Below are 17713 nucleotides of genomic sequence, written 5' to 3' on the forward strand. Positions count from 1 at the left end.
GATTAACCCTCGACCTTCAGCATGTAGTAAGCCTTGTTGATCATCCCGCGGTTCTCGGGAGTATCCTGGACTTCTACAGTGTGACCGATGCGACGCAGACCCAGGCCTTTAACACACAGTTTGTGGTTAGGCAGGCGGCCGGCGGTGCTCTTGATCAGCGTTACTTTTACGGTTGCCATGATCAGATGATCTCCTCAACAGTCTTGCCGCGCTTGGCAGCAATGGACTCAGGGGATTGCATGGCTTTCAGACCCTTGAAGGTGGCGTGAACCACGTTCACCGGGTTGGTCGAGCCGTAGCACTTGGCCAGAACGTTCTGGACGCCAGCGACTTCCAGGACGGCACGCATGGCGCCACCGGCGATGATACCGGTACCTTCCGAGGCAGGCTGCATGTAGACCTTCGAGGCGCCGTGGGCGGCCTTGGTGGCGTACTGCAGGGTGGTGCCCTTCAGGTCGACCTGAATCATGTTGCGACGAGCAGCTTCCATGGCTTTCTGGATCGCGGCAGGTACTTCGCGCGATTTGCCACGGCCGAAACCAACGCGGCCCTTGCCATCACCCACCACGGTCAGCGCGGTGAAGGTGAAGATACGGCCGCCCTTGACGGTCTTGGCTACGCGGTTAACTTGAACCAGCTTCTCGATGTAGCCTTCGTCGCGCTTTTGATCGTTATTTGCCATAACTTAGAACTCCAGCCCGCCTTCACGAGCAGCATCAGCCAGCGCCTTGACGCGGCCGTGGTACTTGAAGCCGGAACGGTCAAAGGCAACTTGAGATACACCGGCGGCTTTCGCGCGCTCAGCTACCAGCTTGCCAACCTTAGTGGCCGCGTCGATGTTGCCGGTGGCGCCATCACGCAGTTCTTTGTCCAAGGTCGAGGCGCTTGCCAGAACCTTGCTGCCGTCGGCCGAAATGACCTGGGCATAGATGTGCTGCGAGGAGCGGAACACGCACAGACGCACGGCTTCGAGCTCGTGCATTTTCAGGCGTGCTTTGCGAGCGCGACGCAGTCGAGTAACTTTTTTGTCGGTCATTTGCTAGGCCCTACTTCTTCTTGGCTTCTTTACGACGGACTACTTCGTCCGCGTAACGCACACCCTTGCCCTTGTAAGGCTCTGGCGGACGGAAACCGCGGACTTCAGCGGCCACCTGACCCACCAGCTGCTTGTCGATACCCTTGATCAGGATGTCGGTCTGGCTTGGGGTTTCAGCGGTGATACCGGCTGGCAGTTCGTAATCCACTGGGTGCGAGAAGCCCAGAGCCAGGTTCAGGACGGTGCCTTTAGCCTGAGCTTTGTAACCAACACCGACCAGCTGGAGCTTGCGCTCGAAGCCTTGGCTTACGCCGTGGACCATGTTGTTCACCAGGGCGCGGGTAGTACCGGCCATGGCGCGAGCTTGCTGGTCACCGTTGCGAGCGACGAAACGCAGCTCACCAGCTTCTTCGGTAACTTCAACAGACGAGTGAACGTTCAGTTCGAGAGTGCCCTTGGCACCCTTCACCGAAAGCTGTTGGCCGGCGAATTTGACTTCGACGCCTGCTGGCAGCTTAACGGGGTTCTTAGCGACGCGAGACATGCCTATCTCCCCTTAGAACACTGTGCACAGAACTTCGCCGCCGACACCGGCAGCGCGCGCAGCGCGGTCAGTCATCACACCTTTGTTGGTGGAGACGATAGACACGCCCAGGCCGCCACGTACTTTCGGCAGCTCGGTAACGGCCTTGTACTGGCGCAGGCCAGGACGGCTGGTACGCTTCAGCTCTTCGATGACCGGACGGCCTTCGAAGTACTTCAGCTCGATCGACAGGGAAGGCTTGGCTTCGCCAGTGACTTCGTAGCCGGCGATGTAACCTTCGTCTTTCAGTACTTTGGCAACCGCGACCTTCAGGGTGGAGGAAGGCATGCTTACGACAGACTTTTCAGCCATCTGGGCATTACGGATGCGAGTTAGCATGTCCGCTAACGGGTCCTGCATACTCATGGGCTAGATGCTCCTGATACAAGAATTATTAGCCTTGCGGCTATCACAACCACCCGAGCAGGCAGGGCAAAAAACCCAGGCTCAGGTGAGCCGGTCATTCTAGACACAAGGCAGAAACGAAACAAGCCCCATATAGGGGCTTGTTTCTTTGCGAGGTCACCGGCGGTCGGAAGATCACTCCCCTCCCGCCGGTGGTCACGCCAACCGGATTACCAGCTGGCCTTGACCAGACCTGGCACGTCACCACGCATGGCGGCTTCGCGCAGCTTGTTACGGCCGAGGCCGAACTTGCGGTACACGCCGTGCGGACGGCCGGTGATGCGGCAACGGTTACGCATGCGCGAGGCGCTGGCGTCACGTGGTTGCTTCTGCAGGGCGACAACGGCAGCGAAACGCTCTTCAGGAGAGGCGTTCTGGTTGACGATGGTCGCTTTCAGCTCGGCACGCTTTTTGGCGTACTTGGCTACCGTGAGCTGACGCTTCAGCTCGCGGTTTTTCATGCTCTTCTTGGCCATTTTCCTACTCCAATCAGTTGCGGAACGGGAACTTGAAAGCACGCAGCAGAGCGCGGCCTTCGTCGTCCGAACGAGCAGTGGTGGTCAGGGTGATGTCCAAACCGCGCAGAGCATCGATCTTGTCGTAGTCGATTTCCGGGAAGATGATCTGCTCTTTCACGCCCATGCTGTAGTTGCCGCGGCCATCGAAGGACTTGGCATTCAGGCCGCGGAAGTCGCGAACCCGTGGCAGGGAGATCGCCAGCAGGCGGTCCAGGAACTCGTACATTTTTTCGCGACGCAGGGTCACCTTGACACCGATCGGCCAGCCTTCACGGACTTTGAAGCCCGCGATGGATTTACGAGCGAAAGTCACGACCGGCTTTTGACCGGTGATCTTTTCCAGGTCGGCAACAGCGTGCTCGATGACTTTCTTGTCGCCGATCGCTTCGCCCAGACCCATGTTCAGGGTGATTTTGGTAACGCGCGGAACTTCCATCACGTTCGACAGCTTAAGTTCTTCCTTAAGCTTAGGAGCGATTTCGTTCCGGTAAATCTCTTTCAGTCGTGCCATGGTCTTCTACCTAGCAGTGTTCAAGCATCAACCGCTTTTTGGGTCGACTTGAAGACACGAATTTTTTTACCGTCTTCTACTTTGAAACCAACGCGGTCAGCCTTGTTGGTTTCGCCGTTGAAGATGGCGACGTTGGAAGCGTGCAGTGGCGCTTCTTTCTCGACGATACCGCCCTGGACGCCCGCCATCGGGTTAGGCTTGGTGTGGCGCTTGACCAGGTTGACACCACCGATGACCAGACGGTCGTCAGCGAGAACCTTCAGCACCTTACCGCGCTTACCTTTGTCTTTGCCGGCGATCACGATGATCTCGTCGTCACGACGAATCTTTTGCATGTCGGATCTCCTTAGAGCACTTCTGGGGCGAGCGAGACGATCTTCATGAACTTCTCGGTACGAAGTTCACGGGTCACTGGCCCGAAGATGCGAGTACCGATCGGCTCTTGCTTGGTGTTCAGCAGAACAGCAGCGTTGCCGTCGAAACGAATGATGGAACCGTCAGCGCGACGTACACCGTGACGGGTACGGACGACAACAGCGGTCATCACCTGGCCTTTCTTGACCTTACCGCGCGGAATCGCTTCCTTGACGGTTACTTTGATGATGTCACCGATGCCAGCGTAACGGCGGTGCGAACCGCCGAGTACCTTGATGCACATGACGCGACGAGCGCCGCTGTTATCGGCCACATCGAGCATGGATTGAGTCTGAATCATAAAATTTCTCCGACCCCTAGCCCTTAGACTTCAACAGCGCGTTCGAGGACTTCAACCAGTGCCCAGGACTTGGTCTTGGCCAGCGGACGAGTTTCGGTGATCGAAACTTTGTCGCCGATTTTGCACTGGTTGGTTTCGTCGTGCGCGTGCAGCTTAGTCGAACGCTTAACGTATTTACCGTAGATCGGGTGCTTGACGCGACGCTCGATCAGAACGGTGATGGTCTTGTCCATTTTGTCGCTGACGACACGGCCAGTCAGCGTACGGACGGTTTTTTCAGCTTCAGCCATGATCACTTACCTGCCTGCTGGTTGAGCACAGTTTTCACGCGAGCGATGTCACGCTTAACTTGCGAGAGCAGGTGCGACTGCCCCAACTGGCCAGTTGCTTTCTGCATGCGCAGATTGAACTGGTCGCGCAGCAAGCCGAGCAGTTGCTCATTCAGTTGCTGTGCGGATTTTTCACGAAGTTCATTCGCTTTCATCACATCACCGTCCGCTTAACAAAGGAGGTGGCGAGAGGCAGCTTTGCAGCGGCCAGGGCGAAAGCTTCGCGCGCCAGCTCTTCAGAAACACCCTCGATCTCGTACAGGACTTTGCCTGGCTGAATCTGGGCAACCCAGTATTCCACGGAACCTTTACCTTTACCCATACGAACCTCGAGAGGCTTCTTGGTAACCGGCTTGTCCGGGAAGACACGGATCCAGATCTTGCCGCCACGTTTAACGTGACGGGTCAGGGCACGACGTGCCGACTCGATCTGGCGAGCGGTGAGACGACCGCGGGCGACAGCTTTCAGAGCGAACTCGCCGAAGCTGACCTTGCTACCGCGCAGTGCCAGACCACGGTTGTGGCCGGTCATCTGCTTGCGGAATTTTGTACGCTTTGGTTGCAACATTTGGCGTACCCCTTACTTAGCAGCTTTTTTACGAGGCGCTGGTGCTTGAGGCTTCAGCTCTTCCTGGCGACCACCAATTACTTCGCCTTTGAAGATCCAAACCTTCACACCGATCACACCGTAGGTGGTGTGAGCTTCGTAGGTGTTGTAGTCGATATCGGCACGCAGGGTGTGCAGAGGCACACGACCTTCGCGATACCACTCGGTACGTGCGATCTCGGCACCGCCGAGACGACCGCTCACCTGGATCTTGATGCCCTTGGCACCAATACGCATGGCGTTCTGTACAGCGCGCTTCATGGCGCGACGGAACATAACGCGGCGCTCCAGCTGCTGGGCAACGCTCTGAGCAACCAGCATAGCGTCGAGTTCCGGCTTGCGGATCTCTTCGATGTTGATGTGCACAGGCACACCCATCTGCTTGGTCAGGTCCTGACGCAGCTTCTCAACATCTTCACCTTTCTTGCCGATAACGATACCGGGACGAGCGGTGTGGATGGTGATGCGTGCAGTTTGAGCCGGACGATGAATATCGATACGGCTAACGGACGCGCTTTTTAGTTTGTCCTGGAGGTACTCGCGAGTTTGCAGATCCTTCAGCAGGTAATCTGCGTAAGTCGCGCCGTCTGCGTACCAGACGGAGGTGTGCTCCTTGACGATTCCCAGGCGAATGCCAGTGGGATGTACTTTCTGACCCATCTGATCGACTCCGTTACTTGTCCGCAACCTTGACAGTGATATGGCAAGACCGCTTGACGATGCGATCAGCACGGCCCTTGGCACGTGGCATGATGCGCTTCAGCGAACGCCCTTCGTTGACGAAGACGGTGGAGACCTTCAGGTCATCAACGTCTGCGCCTTCGTTGTGTTCGGCGTTGGCAACGGCCGACTCGAGGACTTTCTTCATGATTTCAGCGGCTTTTTTGCTGCTGAAGGCCAACAGGTTGAGCGCTTCGCCCACCTTCTTCCCGCGGATCTGGTCGGCGACCAAGCGGGCTTTCTGGGCGGAGATGCGAGCGCCCGACAACTTAGCGGCTACTTCCATTTCCTTACCCCTTAACGCTTGGCTTTCTTGTCAGCCACGTGCCCACGATAAGTGCGGGTACCGGCGAACTCGCCCAGTTTGTGGCCGACCATGTCTTCGTTCACCAGAACTGGGACATGTTGACGACCGTTGTGTACCGCGATGGTCAGACCGACCATCTGTGGCAGGATCATCGAACGGCGCGACCAGGTTTTAACTGGCTTGCGATCGTTCTTCTCCACCGCCACTTCGACCTTCTTCAGCAGGTGAAGATCGATAAAAGGACCTTTTTTCAGAGAACGTGGCACTGTCGTATCCCTCTAGTTACTTGCGACGACGGACGATCATGTTGTCGGTACGCTTATTACCACGGGTTTTAGCACCCTTGGTTGGGAAGCCCCATGGCGATACCGGATGACGACCACCGGAGGTACGACCTTCACCACCACCATGTGGGTGGTCAACCGGGTTCATGGCAACACCACGAACGGTTGGGCGAACGCCGCGCCAGCGTTTGGCACCTGCTTTACCCAGCGAACGCAGGCTGTGCTCGGAGTTCGAGACTTCGCCCAGGGTCGCACGGCACTCAGCCAGGACTTTACGCATTTCACCAGAGCGCAGACGCAGGGTCACATAGACACCGTCGCGGGCGATCAGCTGAGCCGAAGCACCAGCGGAACGAGCGATCTGAGCACCTTTGCCCGGCTTCAGTTCGATGCCGTGAATGGTGCTACCTACTGGAATGTTGCGCAGCTGCAGGGAGTTACCGGCCTTGATTGGGGCCAGGGCACCTGCGATCAGCTGGTCGCCAGCGCTCACGCCTTTAGGGGCGATGATGTAGCGACGCTCACCGTCTGCGTAGCACAGCAGGGCGATGTGAGCAGTACGGTTCGGGTCGTATTCGATACGCTCGACAGTGGCAGGGATGCCATCTTTGTCGTTGCGACGGAAGTCAACCAGACGGTAATGCTGCTTATGACCACCACCAACGTGACGAGTGGTGATGCGGCCATTGTTGTTACGACCACCAGACTTCGATTTTTTCTCGAGCAGCGGTGCGTGAGGAGCGCCTTTGTGCAGCTCCTTGTTGACCACCTTGACCACAAAACGGCGGCCAGGGGAAGTCGGTTTGCATTTAACGATTGCCATGATGCACCCCTTCCTTACTCAGCACTGCTGCTGAAATCGAGATCTTGGCCTGGCTGAAGGGAGACGATCGCCTTCTTCCAGTCATTACGCTTGCCCAGACCACGTGCGGTACGCTTGGTTTTACCCAGAACGTTAACAGTCGACACGTTTTCAACTTTTACGTTGAACAGGCCTTCGACAGCTTTCTTGATTTCCAGCTTGGTTGCATCGGTAGCAACCTTGAATACGAACTGGCCTTTTTTCTCAGCCAGAACGGTAGCCTTCTCGGAAACGTGCGGGCCAAGGAGGACTTTGAATACGCGTTCCTGGTTCATCCCAGCAGCTCCTCGAATTTCTTCACGGCCGAGACAGTGATCAACACTTTCTCGTATGCGATCAGACTGACCGGGTCGGAACCTTGAACGTCACGTACATCGACGTGCGGCAGGTTGCGAGCAGCCAGGTACAGGTTCTGATCAACAGCATCCGAAACGATGAGAACATCGCTCAGACCCATGCCGTTCAGCTTGTTCAGCAGGTCTTTGGTTTTCGGGGCTTCAACAGCGAAGTCCTGAACCACGACCAGACGGTCGCTACGCACCAGCTCAGCGAGGATGGAGCGCAGGGCTGCGCGATACATCTTCTTGTTGAGCTTCTGCGAGTGATCCTGAGGACGAGCTGCGAAGGTTACACCACCGCCACGCCAGATCGGACCACGGGTAGTACCAGCACGAGCGCGGCCAGTACCTTTCTGACGCCATGGGCGCTTACCGCCACCGGCTACGTCAGAACGGGTCTTCTGCTGCTTGGTGCCCTGACGGCCGCCGGCCATGTAGGCCACGACTGCTTGGTGTACCAGCGTCTCGTTGAATTCGCCACCGAAGGTCAGTTCGGAAACTTCGATCGCCTGAGCGTCATTTACATTAAGTTGCATGTCAGTTTCCCCTTAACCGCGAGCCTTGACAGCCGGACGCACGACCACGTCGCCGCCAGTAGCGCCTGGGACGGCACCCTTGATCAGCAGCAGGTTGCGTTCAGCGTCTACGCGTACTACTTCCAGGGACTGAACAGTCACGCGCTCGGCGCCCATGTGACCGGACATCTTCTTGCCCTTGAATACACGACCAGGAGTCTGGCACTGGCCGATGGAGCCAGGGACACGGTGCGATACGGAGTTACCGTGGGTGTTGTCTTGACCACGGAAGTTCCAACGCTTGATGGTACCGGCGAAGCCTTTACCTTTGGACTGACCGGTTACGTCTACCAGCTGGCCTGCAGTGAAGAGTTCAGCTTTGATCAGATCGCCAGCCTGGAAATCGCCTTCTTCAAGACGGAACTCCCAAACACCGCGACCAGCGGCAACGTTAGCCTTGGCAAAGTGGCCTGCCTGAGCGGCGGTCACACGCGAAGCACGACGCTCGCCAACAGTGACTTGCACTGCACGGTAGCCATCAGTTTCTTCGGTTTTGAACTGGGTGACGCGATTCGGCTCGATCTCGATGACCGTGACCGGAATGGAGACACCTTCTTCGGTGAAAATACGGGTCATACCCGCTTTTCGACCGACTACACCAATAGTCATGTTGTAAACCTCATGAGTGTACGGGGCTTTCACCCGCTATGGCCGCCCATTTCAGAGCGTTACACGACCAGACCGAAGTCTTAGCCGAGGCTGATCTGCACTTCCACACCGGCCGCCAGATCAAGCTTCATCAGCGCGTCAACGGTTTTATCCGTTGGCTGGACGATGTCCAGAACACGCTTATGAGTGCGAATCTCGTACTGGTCACGCGCGTCTTTGTTGACGTGCGGGGAGACCAGAACGGTGAAACGCTCTTTGCGGGTAGGCAGTGGAATTGGACCACGCACTTGTGCACCAGTACGTTTCGCGGTTTCCACGATTTCCTGGGTGGATTGGTCGATCAGGCGATGGTCGAAAGCCTTCAACCTGATACGGATTTGCTGATTTTGCATTGGATTTCAGACTCCAGGCTGTTCCCATCGGGCGCACTACGCCCGTTAAAAGGAGGCGTGATTCTATAGACGCCCCAATTTAGTGTCAACCCAATAAAAAAAACCCCCGCTGAGCGGGGGTTTTTTCAACCGATCGAGTGATTACTCGATGATTTTGGCCACGACGCCGGCGCCGACGGTACGACCGCCTTCACGGATGGCGAAGCGCAGACCGTCTTCCATCGCGATGGTCTTGATCAGGGTGACAGTCATCTGAATGTTGTCACCTGGCATTACCATTTCAACGCCTTCCGGCAGTTCGCAGTTACCGGTCACGTCAGTGGTACGGAAGTAGAACTGAGGACGGTAGCCTTTGAAGAACGGAGTGTGACGGCCGCCTTCTTCCTTCGACAGGACGTAGACTTCTGCGGTGAACTTGGTGTGCGGCTTGACCGAACCTGGCTTGACCAGAACCTGGCCACGCTCAACGTCGTCACGCTTGGTACCACGCAGCAGGACGCCGCAGTTCTCGCCAGCACGACCTTCGTCCAGCAGCTTGCGGAACATCTCAACGCCGGTGCAGGTGGTGGTGGTGGTGTCACGCAGACCAACGATTTCCAGCGGATCCTGAACGCGGACGATACCACGCTCGATACGGCCGGTAACAACGGTACCACGACCCGAGATCGAGAATACGTCTTCGATCGGCATCAGGAACGGCTGGTCGATGGCACGAACTGGCTCAGGGATGTAGGCATCCAGAGTTTCAACCAGCTTCTTGACAGCGCTGGTACCCATTTCGTTGTCGTCTTTGCCTTCCAGGGCCATACGAGCCGAACCGATGATGATCGGAGTGTCGTCGCCTGGGAAGTCGTAGGTGGACAGCAGGTCGCGAACTTCCATCTCGACCAGTTCCAGCAGCTCAGCGTCGTCTACCAGGTCAGCCTTGTTCAGGAAGACCACGATGTACGGAACGCCAACCTGACGGGACAGCAGGATGTGCTCACGGGTTTGTGGCATCGGACCATCGGCGGCCGAGCAAACCAGGATCGCGCCGTCCATCTGGGCAGCACCGGTGATCATGTTCTTCACGTAGTCAGCGTGACCTGGGCAGTCAACGTGAGCGTAGTGACGAATGTTCGAGTTGTACTCGACGTGAGCGGTGTTGATGGTGATACCGCGCGCTTTTTCTTCCGGAGCCGAGTCGATCTTGTCGAACTCAACGACGGCCGAACCGAAAACTTCGGAGCAGACGCGGGTCAGAGCTGCGGTCAGAGTGGTCTTACCGTGGTCAACGTGGCCGATGGTGCCGACGTTAACGTGGGGAAGGGAACGATCAAATTTTTCTTTAGCCACGACAGTGAACCTCTTGCCTAAAGGGGATTAGCCTTGTTTTTTAACGAGTGCTTCGACGATGTTCGACGGAGCTTCGGCGTATTTGGAGAATTCCATGGAGTAGCTTGCGCGACCCTGAGACATGGAACGAACGTCGGTTGCGTAACCGAACATCTCTCCGAGCGGTACCTCAGCAGTGATTACCTTGCCGGACACCGAGTCTTCATTACCCTGGATCATCCCGCGACGACGGCTCAGGTCACCCATCACGTCACCCAGGTAGTCTTCCGGGGTTACAACTTCGACCTTCATGATCGGCTCAAGCACCACGCCACCGCCCTTCTGGGCCAGTTGCTTGGTCGCCATCGAAGCGGCGATCTTGAACGCCATTTCGTTGGAGTCGACGTCGTGGTACGAACCGTCGAATACCGTGGCCTTCAGGCCGAGCAGCGGATAACCGGCAACAACGCCGTTTTTCATCTGCTCTTCGATACCCTTCTGGATCGGGGCGATGAATTCCTTAGGAATCACACCACCAACGACTTCGTTGGTGAACACCAGACCTTCGGTGATGTTGCCCTTCTCGTCAACGTCCGGCTCCGAGAAACGGATCCAGCAGTGACCGAACTGACCACGGCCACCCGACTGACGAACGAACTTGCCTTCGATCTCGACGTTGGACTTGGTGATCTTCTCGCGGTACGAAACCTGAGGCTTGCCGACGTTGCACTCGACGTTGAACTCGCGCTTCATGCGGTCAACGAGGATGTCCAGGTGCAGCTCACCCATACCGGAGATGATGGTCTGGCCGGTTTCTTCGTCGGTCTTGACGCGGAACGACGGGTCTTCCTGGGCCAGCTTGCCCAGAGCGATACCCATCTTCTCCTGGTCAGCCTTGGTTTTCGGCTCTACGGAGAGCGAAATTACCGGCTCAGGGAAGTCCATACGCTCGAGGATGATCGGCTTGTCGGCGTTGCACAGGGTGTCACCGGTGGTGACGTCCTTCATGCCGATCAGAGCAGCGATGTCGCCAGCGCGTACTTCTTTGATCTCTTCACGCTGGTTGGCGTGCATCTGCACCATACGACCAACGCGCTCTTTCTTGCCCTTGACCGAGTTGATGACGGAGTCACCGGAGGTCAGGAAGCCCGAGTAAACGCGAACGAAGGTCAGAGTACCCACGAACGGGTCGGTGGCAATCTTGAACGCCAGGGCCGAGAACGGCGCGTCGTCGTCAGCAGGACGCTCGTCGTACTGTTCTGCAGTGACTTCATCCTTCGGCACGTCGATCAGGTCAGGGTGGATACCCTTGATCGCCGGGATTTCGGTCGGAGCAGGCAGGAAGTCGATGACGGCGTCGAGAACCAGGGGAACACCCTTGTTCTTGAACGAGGAACCGCAGACAGCAGGAACGATCTCGCTCGCCAGGGTACGGGCGCGCAGACCAGCCTTGATGTCTTCGACGGACAGGTCACCTTCTTCAAGGTACTTGTTCATCAGCTCTTCGTTGGCTTCGGCGGCAGCCTCAACCATGTTGCTGCGCCACTCGTTGGCCAGCTCGACCATATCCGCAGGAATTTCTTCCTCACGGTAGGTGGTGCCCTTGTCGTCATCGTTCCAGTAGATGGCTTTCATCTTGATCAGGTCAACCTGACCCTGGAAGTCGTCTTCCGCACCGATGGCCAGCTGGACCGGAACCGGGGTGTGACCCAGGCGGTTCTTGATCTGGCCGACAACGCGCAGGAAGTTGGCACCGGCACGGTCCATCTTGTTCACGTAGACAACACGTGGAACGCCGTACTTGTTGGCTTGACGCCATACGGTTTCGGACTGCGGTTCAACACCGGAGGTACCGCAGAACACAACGACCGCGCCGTCGAGTACACGCAGCGAACGCTCTACTTCAATGGTGAAGTCAACGTGGCCGGGGGTATCGATGACGTTTACGCGGTAGTTGTCGTACTGACCACGGGAACCTTTCCAGAAGGTGGTAACGGCAGCGGAGGTAATGGTGATACCGCGCTCCTGCTCCTGCACCATCCAGTCGGTGGTCGCGGCGCCGTCATGCACCTCGCCCATCTTGTGGCTCAGACCTGTGTAGAACAGGATCCGCTCGGTAGTGGTAGTCTTGCCCGCGTCAACGTGGGCACAGATACCGATGTTACGGTAGCGGTTAATTGCTGTATTACGAGCCATAGAGCCCTCGCAAAAATATTGATGCTTGAATTAGAAGCGGTAGTGCGAGAACGCTTTGTTGGCCTCGGCCATACGGTGCACGTCTTCACGCTTCTTGACTGCAGCACCCTTGCCTTCGGCAGCATCCAGCAGTTCGCCGGCCAGGCGCAGAGCCATCGACTTCTCGCCGCGCTTGCGGGCGTAGTCTACGAGCCAGCGCATTGCCAGAGCATTACGACGGGATGGACGAACTTCAACCGGAACCTGGTAAGTGGCACCGCCAACACGGCGGGACTTAACTTCGACCAGCGGAGCGATGGCGTCGAGAGCTTTCTCGAAGATTTCCAGGGGGTCGCTGTTCTTGCGTGCTTTGACGGTATCCAGGGCACCGTAAACGATGCGCTCGGCTACGGCCTTCTTGCCGCTTTCCATCACGTGGTTCATGAACTTGGCGAGGATCTGGGATCCGTACTTCGGATCGTCCAGGATCTCACGTTTTGCTGCTACACGACGTCTTGGCATGATAAGCCCTCAAACGGTCTTCAGGTTAGCCCGGGACGCGGGTCTTCGACCCCTGCCCGACCTTACTCTTATCGACTCAAATAAATGGATGTCTGCAAACGACCGATTACTTCGGACGCTTGGTACCGTACTTCGAACGACCCTGGTTACGGCCTTTGACGCCCGAAGTATCCAGAGAGCCGCGAACGGTGTGGTAACGAACACCTGGCAAGTCTTTTACACGGCCGCCACGGATCAGGACGACGCTGTGCTCTTGCAGGTTGTGGCCTTCACCGCCGATGTACGAGGAAACCTCGAAACCGTTGGTCAGACGCACACGGCATACTTTACGCAGTGCCGAGTTAGGTTTTTTCGGCGTGGTGGTGTACACACGGGTGCACACGCCACGACGCTGCGGGCAGTTCTGCAGCGCAGGAACGTCGGACTTCTCGACCGAACGCTTACGCGGCTGACGTACCAGCTGGTTGATAGTTGCCATCTACTAGCTCCACTGATTGTCTTGCGACTCTATTGTCTTGCAAGAAAGCCAAAAATTGGCGAGACGGAGCCTCACCAAATTTAAGGGTACAAAAGTCTAAAGAGGATCTTGCACCCAGTCAAGACGAGGCCCCGGCCCTCCTCGCCCGGTCATCGGCAACAATTCATGTCACCGATGCCCTGGCGAGGCGTGCCGGGGCCCTGCCCTGTACTCAGTTGCCGCTGGAATTCAGCGCTTCGGTCAGTGCGGCTTCCACCTCACTGGCGCTCACACGCAGCGGCTTGTCGGCATCACGGCGACGCTTGCGCTCGCTGTGATAGGCCAGACCGGTACCGGCCGGGATCAGACGACCCACGACCACGTTCTCTTTCAGGCCGCGCAGGTAGTCGCGCTTGCCGGTTACCGCCGCTTCGGTCAGTACGCGGGTGGTTTCCTGGAAGGAAGCCGCCGAGATGAACGATTCGGTCGACAGCGAGGCCTTGGTGATACCCAGCAGCACACGGGTGAACTTCGAGATGAACTTGTCTTCGCTGGCGAGACGCTCGTTCTCGACCAGAACCTGAGTCAGTTCCATCTGGTCGCCCTTGATGAAGCTGGAATCGCCGGACTCGGAGATCTCAACTTTACGCAGCATCTGACGCAGGATGGTCTCGATGTGCTTGTCGTTGATCTTCACGCCCTGCAGGCGGTAAACGTCCTGGATCTCGTTGACGATGTACTTGGCCAGCGCGCTCACACCCAGCAGACGCAGGATGTCGTGCGGATCGCTCGGGCCGTCGGAGATAACTTCGCCGCGGTTTACCTGTTCGCCTTCGAAGACGTTCAGGTGGCGCCACTTCGGAATCAGCTCTTCGTACGGATCGCTACCATCGGTCGGGGTGATGACCAGGCGACGCTTGCCCTTGGTTTCTTTACCGAAGGCAATGGTGCCGCTGACTTCAGCCAGGATCGAGGCTTCCTTCGGACGACGCGCTTCGAACAAGTCGGCAACGCGTGGCAGACCACCGGTGATGTCACGGGTCTTCGACGTTTCTTGCGGGATACGCGCGATAACGTCACCGACGCCGATCTGGGCACCGTCAGCCACACCGACGAGGGCGTTGGCCGGCAGGAAGTACTGAGCCGGTACGTCGGTACCTGGCAGGTACAGGTCCTTGCCAGCGGCATCGACCATCTTGATCGCCGGACGGATTTCCTTGCCTGCGGCAGGGCGATCCTTCACGTCCATCACTTCAATGTTGGTCAGGCCGGTCAGTTCGTCGGTCTGGCGCTTGATGGTGATGTTTTCTTCCATGCCCACGAAGGTCACGGTACCTTTCAGCTCGGTCACGATCGGGTGGGTGTGCGGGTCCCACTTGGCGACGATGGCGCCAGCTTCGACCTTCTCACCTTCCTTGACCGAAATCACCGCACCGTAAGGCAGCTTGTAGCGCTCACGCTCACGACCGAACTCGTCGGCAATGGCCAGCTCGCCGGAACGCGATACGGCAACCAGGTTGCCATCGGCGCGCTCGACCTGCTTGAGGTTGTGCAGACGCACCATACCGCCGTTCTTCACCTGGACGCTGTCGGCAGCCGAGGTACGGCTTGCAGCACCACCGATGTGGAACGTACGCATGGTCAGCTGGGTACCCGGCTCACCGATCGACTGGGCGGCGATAACGCCGACAGCTTCACCGATGTTCACCTGGTGACCGCGAGCCAGATCGCGACCGTAGCACTTGGCGCAGATGCCGTAGCGGGTTTCGCAGCTGATCGGCGAACGCACGACCACTTCGTCGATGCTGTTCAGCTCGATGAACTCGACCCACTGCTCGTCCACCAGGGTGCCGGCAGGAACGATGACGTCCTCGGTGCCCGGCTTGAACACGTCACGGGCGATGACACGGCCCAGCACGCGCTCACCCAGCGGCTCGACAACGTCGCCGCCTTCGATGTGCGGGGTCATCAGCAGACCCTGGTCGGTGCCGCAGTCGATCTCGGTAACCACCAGATCCTGCGCCACGTCTACCAGACGACGGGTCAGGTAACCGGAGTTCGCGGTCTTCAGTGCGGTATCCGCCAGACCCTTACGAGCACCGTGGGTCGAGATGAAGTACTGCAGTACGCTCAGACCTTCGCGGAAGTTCGCGGTGATCGGCGTCTCGATGATCGAGCCGTCCGGCTTGGCCATCAGGCCACGCATACCGGCCAGCTGACGGATCTGAGCCGCGGAACCACGCGCACCGGAGTCAGCCATCATGTACATCGAGTTGAAGGACTCTTGCTCGACTTCCTTGCCCTCGCGGTCGACGACCTTCTCTTTCGAGAGGTTGGCCATCATCGCCTTGGACACTTCGTCGTTCGCCTTGGACCACAAGTCGATGACCTTGTTGTACTTCTCGCCCTGGGTTACCAGGCCGGAGGCGTACTGGCTCTCGATTTCCTTCACTTCATCGGTGGCGCTGTTGATGATGCGCGCCTTTTCATCAGGGATAACGAAGTCGTTAACACCGATGGAAACGCCGGAAATGGTCGAGTAGGCAAAGCCGGTGTACATCAGCTGGTCAGCGAAGATCACGGTCTCTTTCAGACCCACCACGCGATAGCACTGGTTGATCAGCTTGGAGATCGCCTTTTTCTTCATCGACTGGTTGACGACGTCGAACGGCAGGCCTGCCGGTACAACCTGGAACAGCAGCGCACGGCCGACAGTGGTGTCGACGATACGGGTGTTCTTGGTGATGCTGCCATCGCGATCCTTCACGGTTTCGTTGATACGAACCTTGATTTTCGCGTGCAGGGCGGCTTCGCCGGCGCGGAATACGCGGTCGACTTCCTGCAGGTCGGCGAACACGCGACCTTCGCCCTTGGCGTTGATGGCTTCACGGGTCATGTAGTACAGACCCAGTACAACGTCCTGCGACGGAACGATGATTGGCTCACCGTTGGCTGGCGACAGGATGTTGTTGGTCGACATCATCAGCGCGCGCGCTTCGAGCTGGGCTTCCAGGGTCAGCGGCACGTGAACGGCCATCTGGTCACCGTCGAAGTCGGCGTTGTACGCGGCACAGACCAGCGGGTGCAGCTGGATAGCCTTACCTTCGATCAGAACCGGTTCAAATGCCTGGATACCCAGACGGTGCAGGGTTGGCGCACGGTTGAGCAGGACGGGGTGTTCGCGGATCACCTCGGCGAGGACGTCCCACACCTCCGGCAGCTCGCGCTCGACCATCTTCTTGGCAGCCTTGATGGTGGTCGCCAGACCACGCATTTCCAGCTTGCCGAAAATGAACGGCTTGAACAGCTCGAGGGCCATCTTCTTCGGCAGACCGCACTGGTGCAGACGCAGGGTCGGGCCTACGGTAATTACCGAACGGCCGGAGTAGTCCACGCGCTTACCGAGCAAGTTCTGACGGAAACGACCTTGCTTACCTTTGATCATGTCGGCCAGCGACTTCAGCGGACGCTTGTTCGAGCCCGTGATGGCGCGACCGCGACGGCCGTTGTCGAGCAGGGCGTCGACCGCTTCCTGCAGCATGCGCTTTTCGTTGCGCACGATGATGTCCGGCGCCGACAGATCGAGCAGGCGCTTCAGACGGTTGTTACGGTTGATCACCCGACGATACAGGTCGTTCAGGTCGGAGGTCGCGAAGCGGCCGCCATCCAGCGGAACCAGCGGACGCAGGTCCGGCGGCAGTACTGGCAGGACGGTCAGGACCATCCACTCAGGCAGGTTGCCCGAGCCCTGGAAAGCTTCCATCAGCTTCAGGCGCTTGGACAGCTTCTTGATCTTGGTTTCCGAGTTGGTCTGCGGAATTTCTTCGCGCAGGCGACCGATCTCGTGCTCCAGGTCGATAGCGTGCAGCAGTTCGCGGACAGCCTCGGCACCCATGCGGGCATCGAAGTCGTCACCGAACTCTTCCAGCGCTTCGAAGTACTGCTCGTCGTTCAGCAACTGGCCCTTCTCGAGGGTGGTCATGCCCGGGTCGATCACGACGTAGCTCTCGAAGTAGAGCACGCGTTCGATATCACGCAGGGTCATGTCCATCAGCAGGCCGATACGGGACGGCAGCGACTTCAGGAACCAGATGTGGGCAACCGGCGAGGCCAGCTCGATGTGCGCCATGCGCTCACGACGAACCTTGGCCAGGGCAACTTCAACGCCGCACTTCTCGCAGATCACGCCGCGGTGCTTGAGGCGCTTGTACTTGCCGCACAGGCACTCGTAGTCCTTGACTGGGCCAAAGATCTTGGCGCAGAACAGGCCGTCGCGCTCAGGCTTGAACGTACGGTAGTTGATGGTTTCCGGCTTTTTGACTTCACCGAACGACCACGAACGGATCATTTCAGGCGACGCCAGACCGATGCGGATGGCGTCGAACTCTTCGACTTGACCCTGGTTTTTCAGCAAATTCAGTAGGTCTTTCAAGGCCTTTCCTCCTGGCGGAGCA

The 17713-nt window shown here is 57.9% G+C and carries 25 protein-coding genes; all 25 read right to left on the minus strand.

Features of this window, described 5'->3' with window-relative positions:
- Positions 1-2: 2 nt before the first annotated feature.
- The 25 genes from rpmD to rpoC all read right to left on the minus strand — a co-directional run bounded on the left by rpmD (position 3) and on the right by rpoC (position 17691).
- Positions 3-179, minus strand: a complete 177-nt coding sequence (rpmD, locus tag KSS95_RS00500) for a 50S ribosomal protein L30 (protein ID WP_028690238.1) — start codon at positions 177-179, stop codon at positions 3-5.
- A gap of 2 nt (positions 180-181) precedes the next feature.
- The gene (rpsE, locus tag KSS95_RS00505) at positions 182-682 is read right to left on the minus strand and encodes a 30S ribosomal protein S5 (protein ID WP_023629184.1); all 501 of its coding nucleotides are present in this window, start codon (positions 680-682) and stop codon (positions 182-184) included.
- Between the two features lie 3 nt (positions 683-685).
- Positions 686-1036, minus strand: a complete 351-nt coding sequence (gene rplR / locus KSS95_RS00510; protein ID WP_011531893.1) for a 50S ribosomal protein L18 — start codon at positions 1034-1036, stop codon at positions 686-688.
- Positions 1037-1046: 10 nt separating this feature from the next.
- Positions 1047-1580, minus strand: coding sequence for a 50S ribosomal protein L6 (gene rplF, locus KSS95_RS00515; protein WP_038707244.1), 534 nt, complete (start codon positions 1578-1580; stop codon positions 1047-1049).
- A 12-nt stretch (positions 1581-1592) separates the two neighbouring features.
- Positions 1593-1985, minus strand: coding sequence for a 30S ribosomal protein S8 (rpsH, locus tag KSS95_RS00520; RefSeq protein ID WP_134693400.1), 393 nt, complete (start codon positions 1983-1985; stop codon positions 1593-1595).
- A 209-nt stretch (positions 1986-2194) separates the two neighbouring features.
- Positions 2195-2500: a 30S ribosomal protein S14 gene (rpsN, locus tag KSS95_RS00525; protein ID WP_134693399.1), complete on the minus strand. Its 306-nt coding sequence runs from the start codon at positions 2498-2500 to the stop codon at positions 2195-2197.
- A 13-nt stretch (positions 2501-2513) separates the two neighbouring features.
- A complete protein-coding gene (gene rplE / locus KSS95_RS00530) occupies positions 2514-3053 on the minus strand; it encodes a 50S ribosomal protein L5 (RefSeq protein WP_012316517.1) in 540 nt (179 codons plus the stop codon).
- 20 nt (positions 3054-3073) lie between these two features.
- The gene (rplX, locus tag KSS95_RS00535) at positions 3074-3388 is read right to left on the minus strand and encodes a 50S ribosomal protein L24 (protein WP_003255476.1); all 315 of its coding nucleotides are present in this window, start codon (positions 3386-3388) and stop codon (positions 3074-3076) included.
- A gap of 11 nt (positions 3389-3399) precedes the next feature.
- The gene (gene rplN / locus KSS95_RS00540) at positions 3400-3768 is read right to left on the minus strand and encodes a 50S ribosomal protein L14 (RefSeq protein WP_008089810.1); all 369 of its coding nucleotides are present in this window, start codon (positions 3766-3768) and stop codon (positions 3400-3402) included.
- Positions 3769-3791: 23 nt separating this feature from the next.
- The gene (gene rpsQ / locus KSS95_RS00545; protein WP_023534981.1) at positions 3792-4058 is read right to left on the minus strand and encodes a 30S ribosomal protein S17; all 267 of its coding nucleotides are present in this window, start codon (positions 4056-4058) and stop codon (positions 3792-3794) included.
- A gap of 2 nt (positions 4059-4060) precedes the next feature.
- Positions 4061-4252 (minus strand): 50S ribosomal protein L29, encoded by a 192-nt coding sequence (gene rpmC / locus KSS95_RS00550; RefSeq protein ID WP_002555481.1) that lies wholly within the window; start codon positions 4250-4252, stop codon positions 4061-4063.
- On the minus strand, positions 4252-4665 hold the full coding sequence (rplP, locus tag KSS95_RS00555; RefSeq protein ID WP_009397508.1) for a 50S ribosomal protein L16: 414 nt from the start codon (positions 4663-4665) through the stop codon (positions 4252-4254). Before rplP ends, rpmC begins: the two co-directional genes overlap by 1 nt.
- 12 nt (positions 4666-4677) lie before the next feature.
- On the minus strand, positions 4678-5364 hold the full coding sequence (gene rpsC, locus KSS95_RS00560; protein WP_011531889.1) for a 30S ribosomal protein S3: 687 nt from the start codon (positions 5362-5364) through the stop codon (positions 4678-4680).
- Positions 5365-5377: 13 nt separating this feature from the next.
- The gene (gene rplV, locus KSS95_RS00565) at positions 5378-5710 is read right to left on the minus strand and encodes a 50S ribosomal protein L22 (RefSeq protein ID WP_003103908.1); all 333 of its coding nucleotides are present in this window, start codon (positions 5708-5710) and stop codon (positions 5378-5380) included.
- Between the two features lie 11 nt (positions 5711-5721).
- The gene (gene rpsS, locus KSS95_RS00570) at positions 5722-5997 is read right to left on the minus strand and encodes a 30S ribosomal protein S19 (RefSeq protein WP_003255482.1); all 276 of its coding nucleotides are present in this window, start codon (positions 5995-5997) and stop codon (positions 5722-5724) included.
- A gap of 16 nt (positions 5998-6013) precedes the next feature.
- Entirely contained in the window at positions 6014-6838 is an 825-nt protein-coding gene (gene rplB, locus KSS95_RS00575; RefSeq protein ID WP_016393391.1) for a 50S ribosomal protein L2, read from the minus strand.
- Positions 6839-6852: 14 nt separating this feature from the next.
- A complete protein-coding gene (rplW, locus tag KSS95_RS00580) occupies positions 6853-7152 on the minus strand; it encodes a 50S ribosomal protein L23 (RefSeq protein WP_003255484.1) in 300 nt (99 codons plus the stop codon).
- Positions 7149-7751 (minus strand): 50S ribosomal protein L4, encoded by a 603-nt coding sequence (rplD, locus tag KSS95_RS00585; protein ID WP_003255485.1) that lies wholly within the window; start codon positions 7749-7751, stop codon positions 7149-7151. Before rplD ends, rplW begins: the two co-directional genes overlap by 4 nt.
- 12 nt (positions 7752-7763) lie before the next feature.
- Positions 7764-8399 (minus strand): 50S ribosomal protein L3, encoded by a 636-nt coding sequence (gene rplC, locus KSS95_RS00590; RefSeq protein ID WP_011531887.1) that lies wholly within the window; start codon positions 8397-8399, stop codon positions 7764-7766.
- 80 nt (positions 8400-8479) lie between these two features.
- Positions 8480-8791: a 30S ribosomal protein S10 gene (gene rpsJ, locus KSS95_RS00595; RefSeq protein WP_003186070.1), complete on the minus strand. Its 312-nt coding sequence runs from the start codon at positions 8789-8791 to the stop codon at positions 8480-8482.
- A gap of 141 nt (positions 8792-8932) precedes the next feature.
- Positions 8933-10126 (minus strand): elongation factor Tu, encoded by a 1194-nt coding sequence (gene tuf / locus KSS95_RS00600; protein ID WP_182323863.1) that lies wholly within the window; start codon positions 10124-10126, stop codon positions 8933-8935.
- A 27-nt stretch (positions 10127-10153) separates the two neighbouring features.
- Positions 10154-12301: an elongation factor G gene (gene fusA / locus KSS95_RS00605; protein WP_217850659.1), complete on the minus strand. Its 2148-nt coding sequence runs from the start codon at positions 12299-12301 to the stop codon at positions 10154-10156.
- Between the two features lie 30 nt (positions 12302-12331).
- The gene (gene rpsG, locus KSS95_RS00610; RefSeq protein WP_003246741.1) at positions 12332-12802 is read right to left on the minus strand and encodes a 30S ribosomal protein S7; all 471 of its coding nucleotides are present in this window, start codon (positions 12800-12802) and stop codon (positions 12332-12334) included.
- A gap of 106 nt (positions 12803-12908) precedes the next feature.
- The gene (gene rpsL / locus KSS95_RS00615; protein WP_003255492.1) at positions 12909-13280 is read right to left on the minus strand and encodes a 30S ribosomal protein S12; all 372 of its coding nucleotides are present in this window, start codon (positions 13278-13280) and stop codon (positions 12909-12911) included.
- A gap of 211 nt (positions 13281-13491) precedes the next feature.
- Positions 13492-17691, minus strand: coding sequence for a DNA-directed RNA polymerase subunit beta' (rpoC, locus tag KSS95_RS00620; RefSeq protein ID WP_134693397.1), 4200 nt, complete (start codon positions 17689-17691; stop codon positions 13492-13494).
- Positions 17692-17713 lie beyond the last annotated feature (22 nt).

Source organism: Pseudomonas muyukensis (assembly GCF_019139535.1).
Classification (GTDB): Bacteria; Pseudomonadota; Gammaproteobacteria; order Pseudomonadales; family Pseudomonadaceae; genus Aquipseudomonas; species Aquipseudomonas muyukensis.

Excerpts from the sequence above, each read along its gene's own strand:
- rplC (WP_011531887.1), bottom strand. The coding sequence starts at position 8,399 with ATGACTATTGGTGTAGTCGGTCGAAAAGCGGGTATGACCCGTATTTTC.
- fusA (WP_217850659.1), bottom strand. The coding sequence starts at position 12,301 with ATGGCTCGTAATACAGCAATTAACCGCTACCGTAACATCGGTATCTGT.
- rplR (WP_011531893.1), bottom strand. The coding sequence starts at position 1,036 with ATGACCGACAAAAAAGTTACTCGACTGCGTCGCGCTCGCAAAGCACGC.
- rplE (WP_012316517.1), bottom strand. The coding sequence starts at position 3,053 with ATGGCACGACTGAAAGAGATTTACCGGAACGAAATCGCTCCTAAGCTT.
- rpsG (WP_003246741.1), bottom strand. The coding sequence starts at position 12,802 with ATGCCAAGACGTCGTGTAGCAGCAAAACGTGAGATCCTGGACGATCCG.
- rplV (WP_003103908.1), bottom strand. The coding sequence starts at position 5,710 with ATGGAAGTAGCCGCTAAGTTGTCGGGCGCTCGCATCTCCGCCCAGAAA.
- rpsL (WP_003255492.1), bottom strand. The coding sequence starts at position 13,280 with ATGGCAACTATCAACCAGCTGGTACGTCAGCCGCGTAAGCGTTCGGTC.
- rplN (WP_008089810.1), bottom strand. The coding sequence starts at position 3,768 with ATGATTCAGACTCAATCCATGCTCGATGTGGCCGATAACAGCGGCGCT.
- rplX (WP_003255476.1), bottom strand. The coding sequence starts at position 3,388 with ATGCAAAAGATTCGTCGTGACGACGAGATCATCGTGATCGCCGGCAAA.
- rpsN (WP_134693399.1), bottom strand. The coding sequence starts at position 2,500 with ATGGCCAAGAAGAGCATGAAAAACCGCGAGCTGAAGCGTCAGCTCACG.
- rpsE (WP_023629184.1), bottom strand. The coding sequence starts at position 682 with ATGGCAAATAACGATCAAAAGCGCGACGAAGGCTACATCGAGAAGCTG.
- rpmC (WP_002555481.1), bottom strand. The coding sequence starts at position 4,252 with ATGAAAGCGAATGAACTTCGTGAAAAATCCGCACAGCAACTGAATGAG.
- rplP (WP_009397508.1), bottom strand. The coding sequence starts at position 4,665 with ATGTTGCAACCAAAGCGTACAAAATTCCGCAAGCAGATGACCGGCCAC.
- rplD (WP_003255485.1), bottom strand. The coding sequence starts at position 7,751 with ATGCAACTTAATGTAAATGACGCTCAGGCGATCGAAGTTTCCGAACTG.
- rplB (WP_016393391.1), bottom strand. The coding sequence starts at position 6,838 with ATGGCAATCGTTAAATGCAAACCGACTTCCCCTGGCCGCCGTTTTGTG.
- rpmD (WP_028690238.1), bottom strand. The coding sequence starts at position 179 with ATGGCAACCGTAAAAGTAACGCTGATCAAGAGCACCGCCGGCCGCCTG.
- rplF (WP_038707244.1), bottom strand. The coding sequence starts at position 1,580 with ATGTCTCGCGTCGCTAAGAACCCCGTTAAGCTGCCAGCAGGCGTCGAA.
- rplW (WP_003255484.1), bottom strand. The coding sequence starts at position 7,152 with ATGAACCAGGAACGCGTATTCAAAGTCCTCCTTGGCCCGCACGTTTCC.
- rpsC (WP_011531889.1), bottom strand. The coding sequence starts at position 5,364 with ATGGGTCAGAAAGTACATCCCACTGGCATTCGCCTGGGAATCGTCAAG.
- rpsH (WP_134693400.1), bottom strand. The coding sequence starts at position 1,985 with ATGAGTATGCAGGACCCGTTAGCGGACATGCTAACTCGCATCCGTAAT.
- rpsJ (WP_003186070.1), bottom strand. The coding sequence starts at position 8,791 with ATGCAAAATCAGCAAATCCGTATCAGGTTGAAGGCTTTCGACCATCGC.
- rpsQ (WP_023534981.1), bottom strand. The coding sequence starts at position 4,058 with ATGGCTGAAGCTGAAAAAACCGTCCGTACGCTGACTGGCCGTGTCGTC.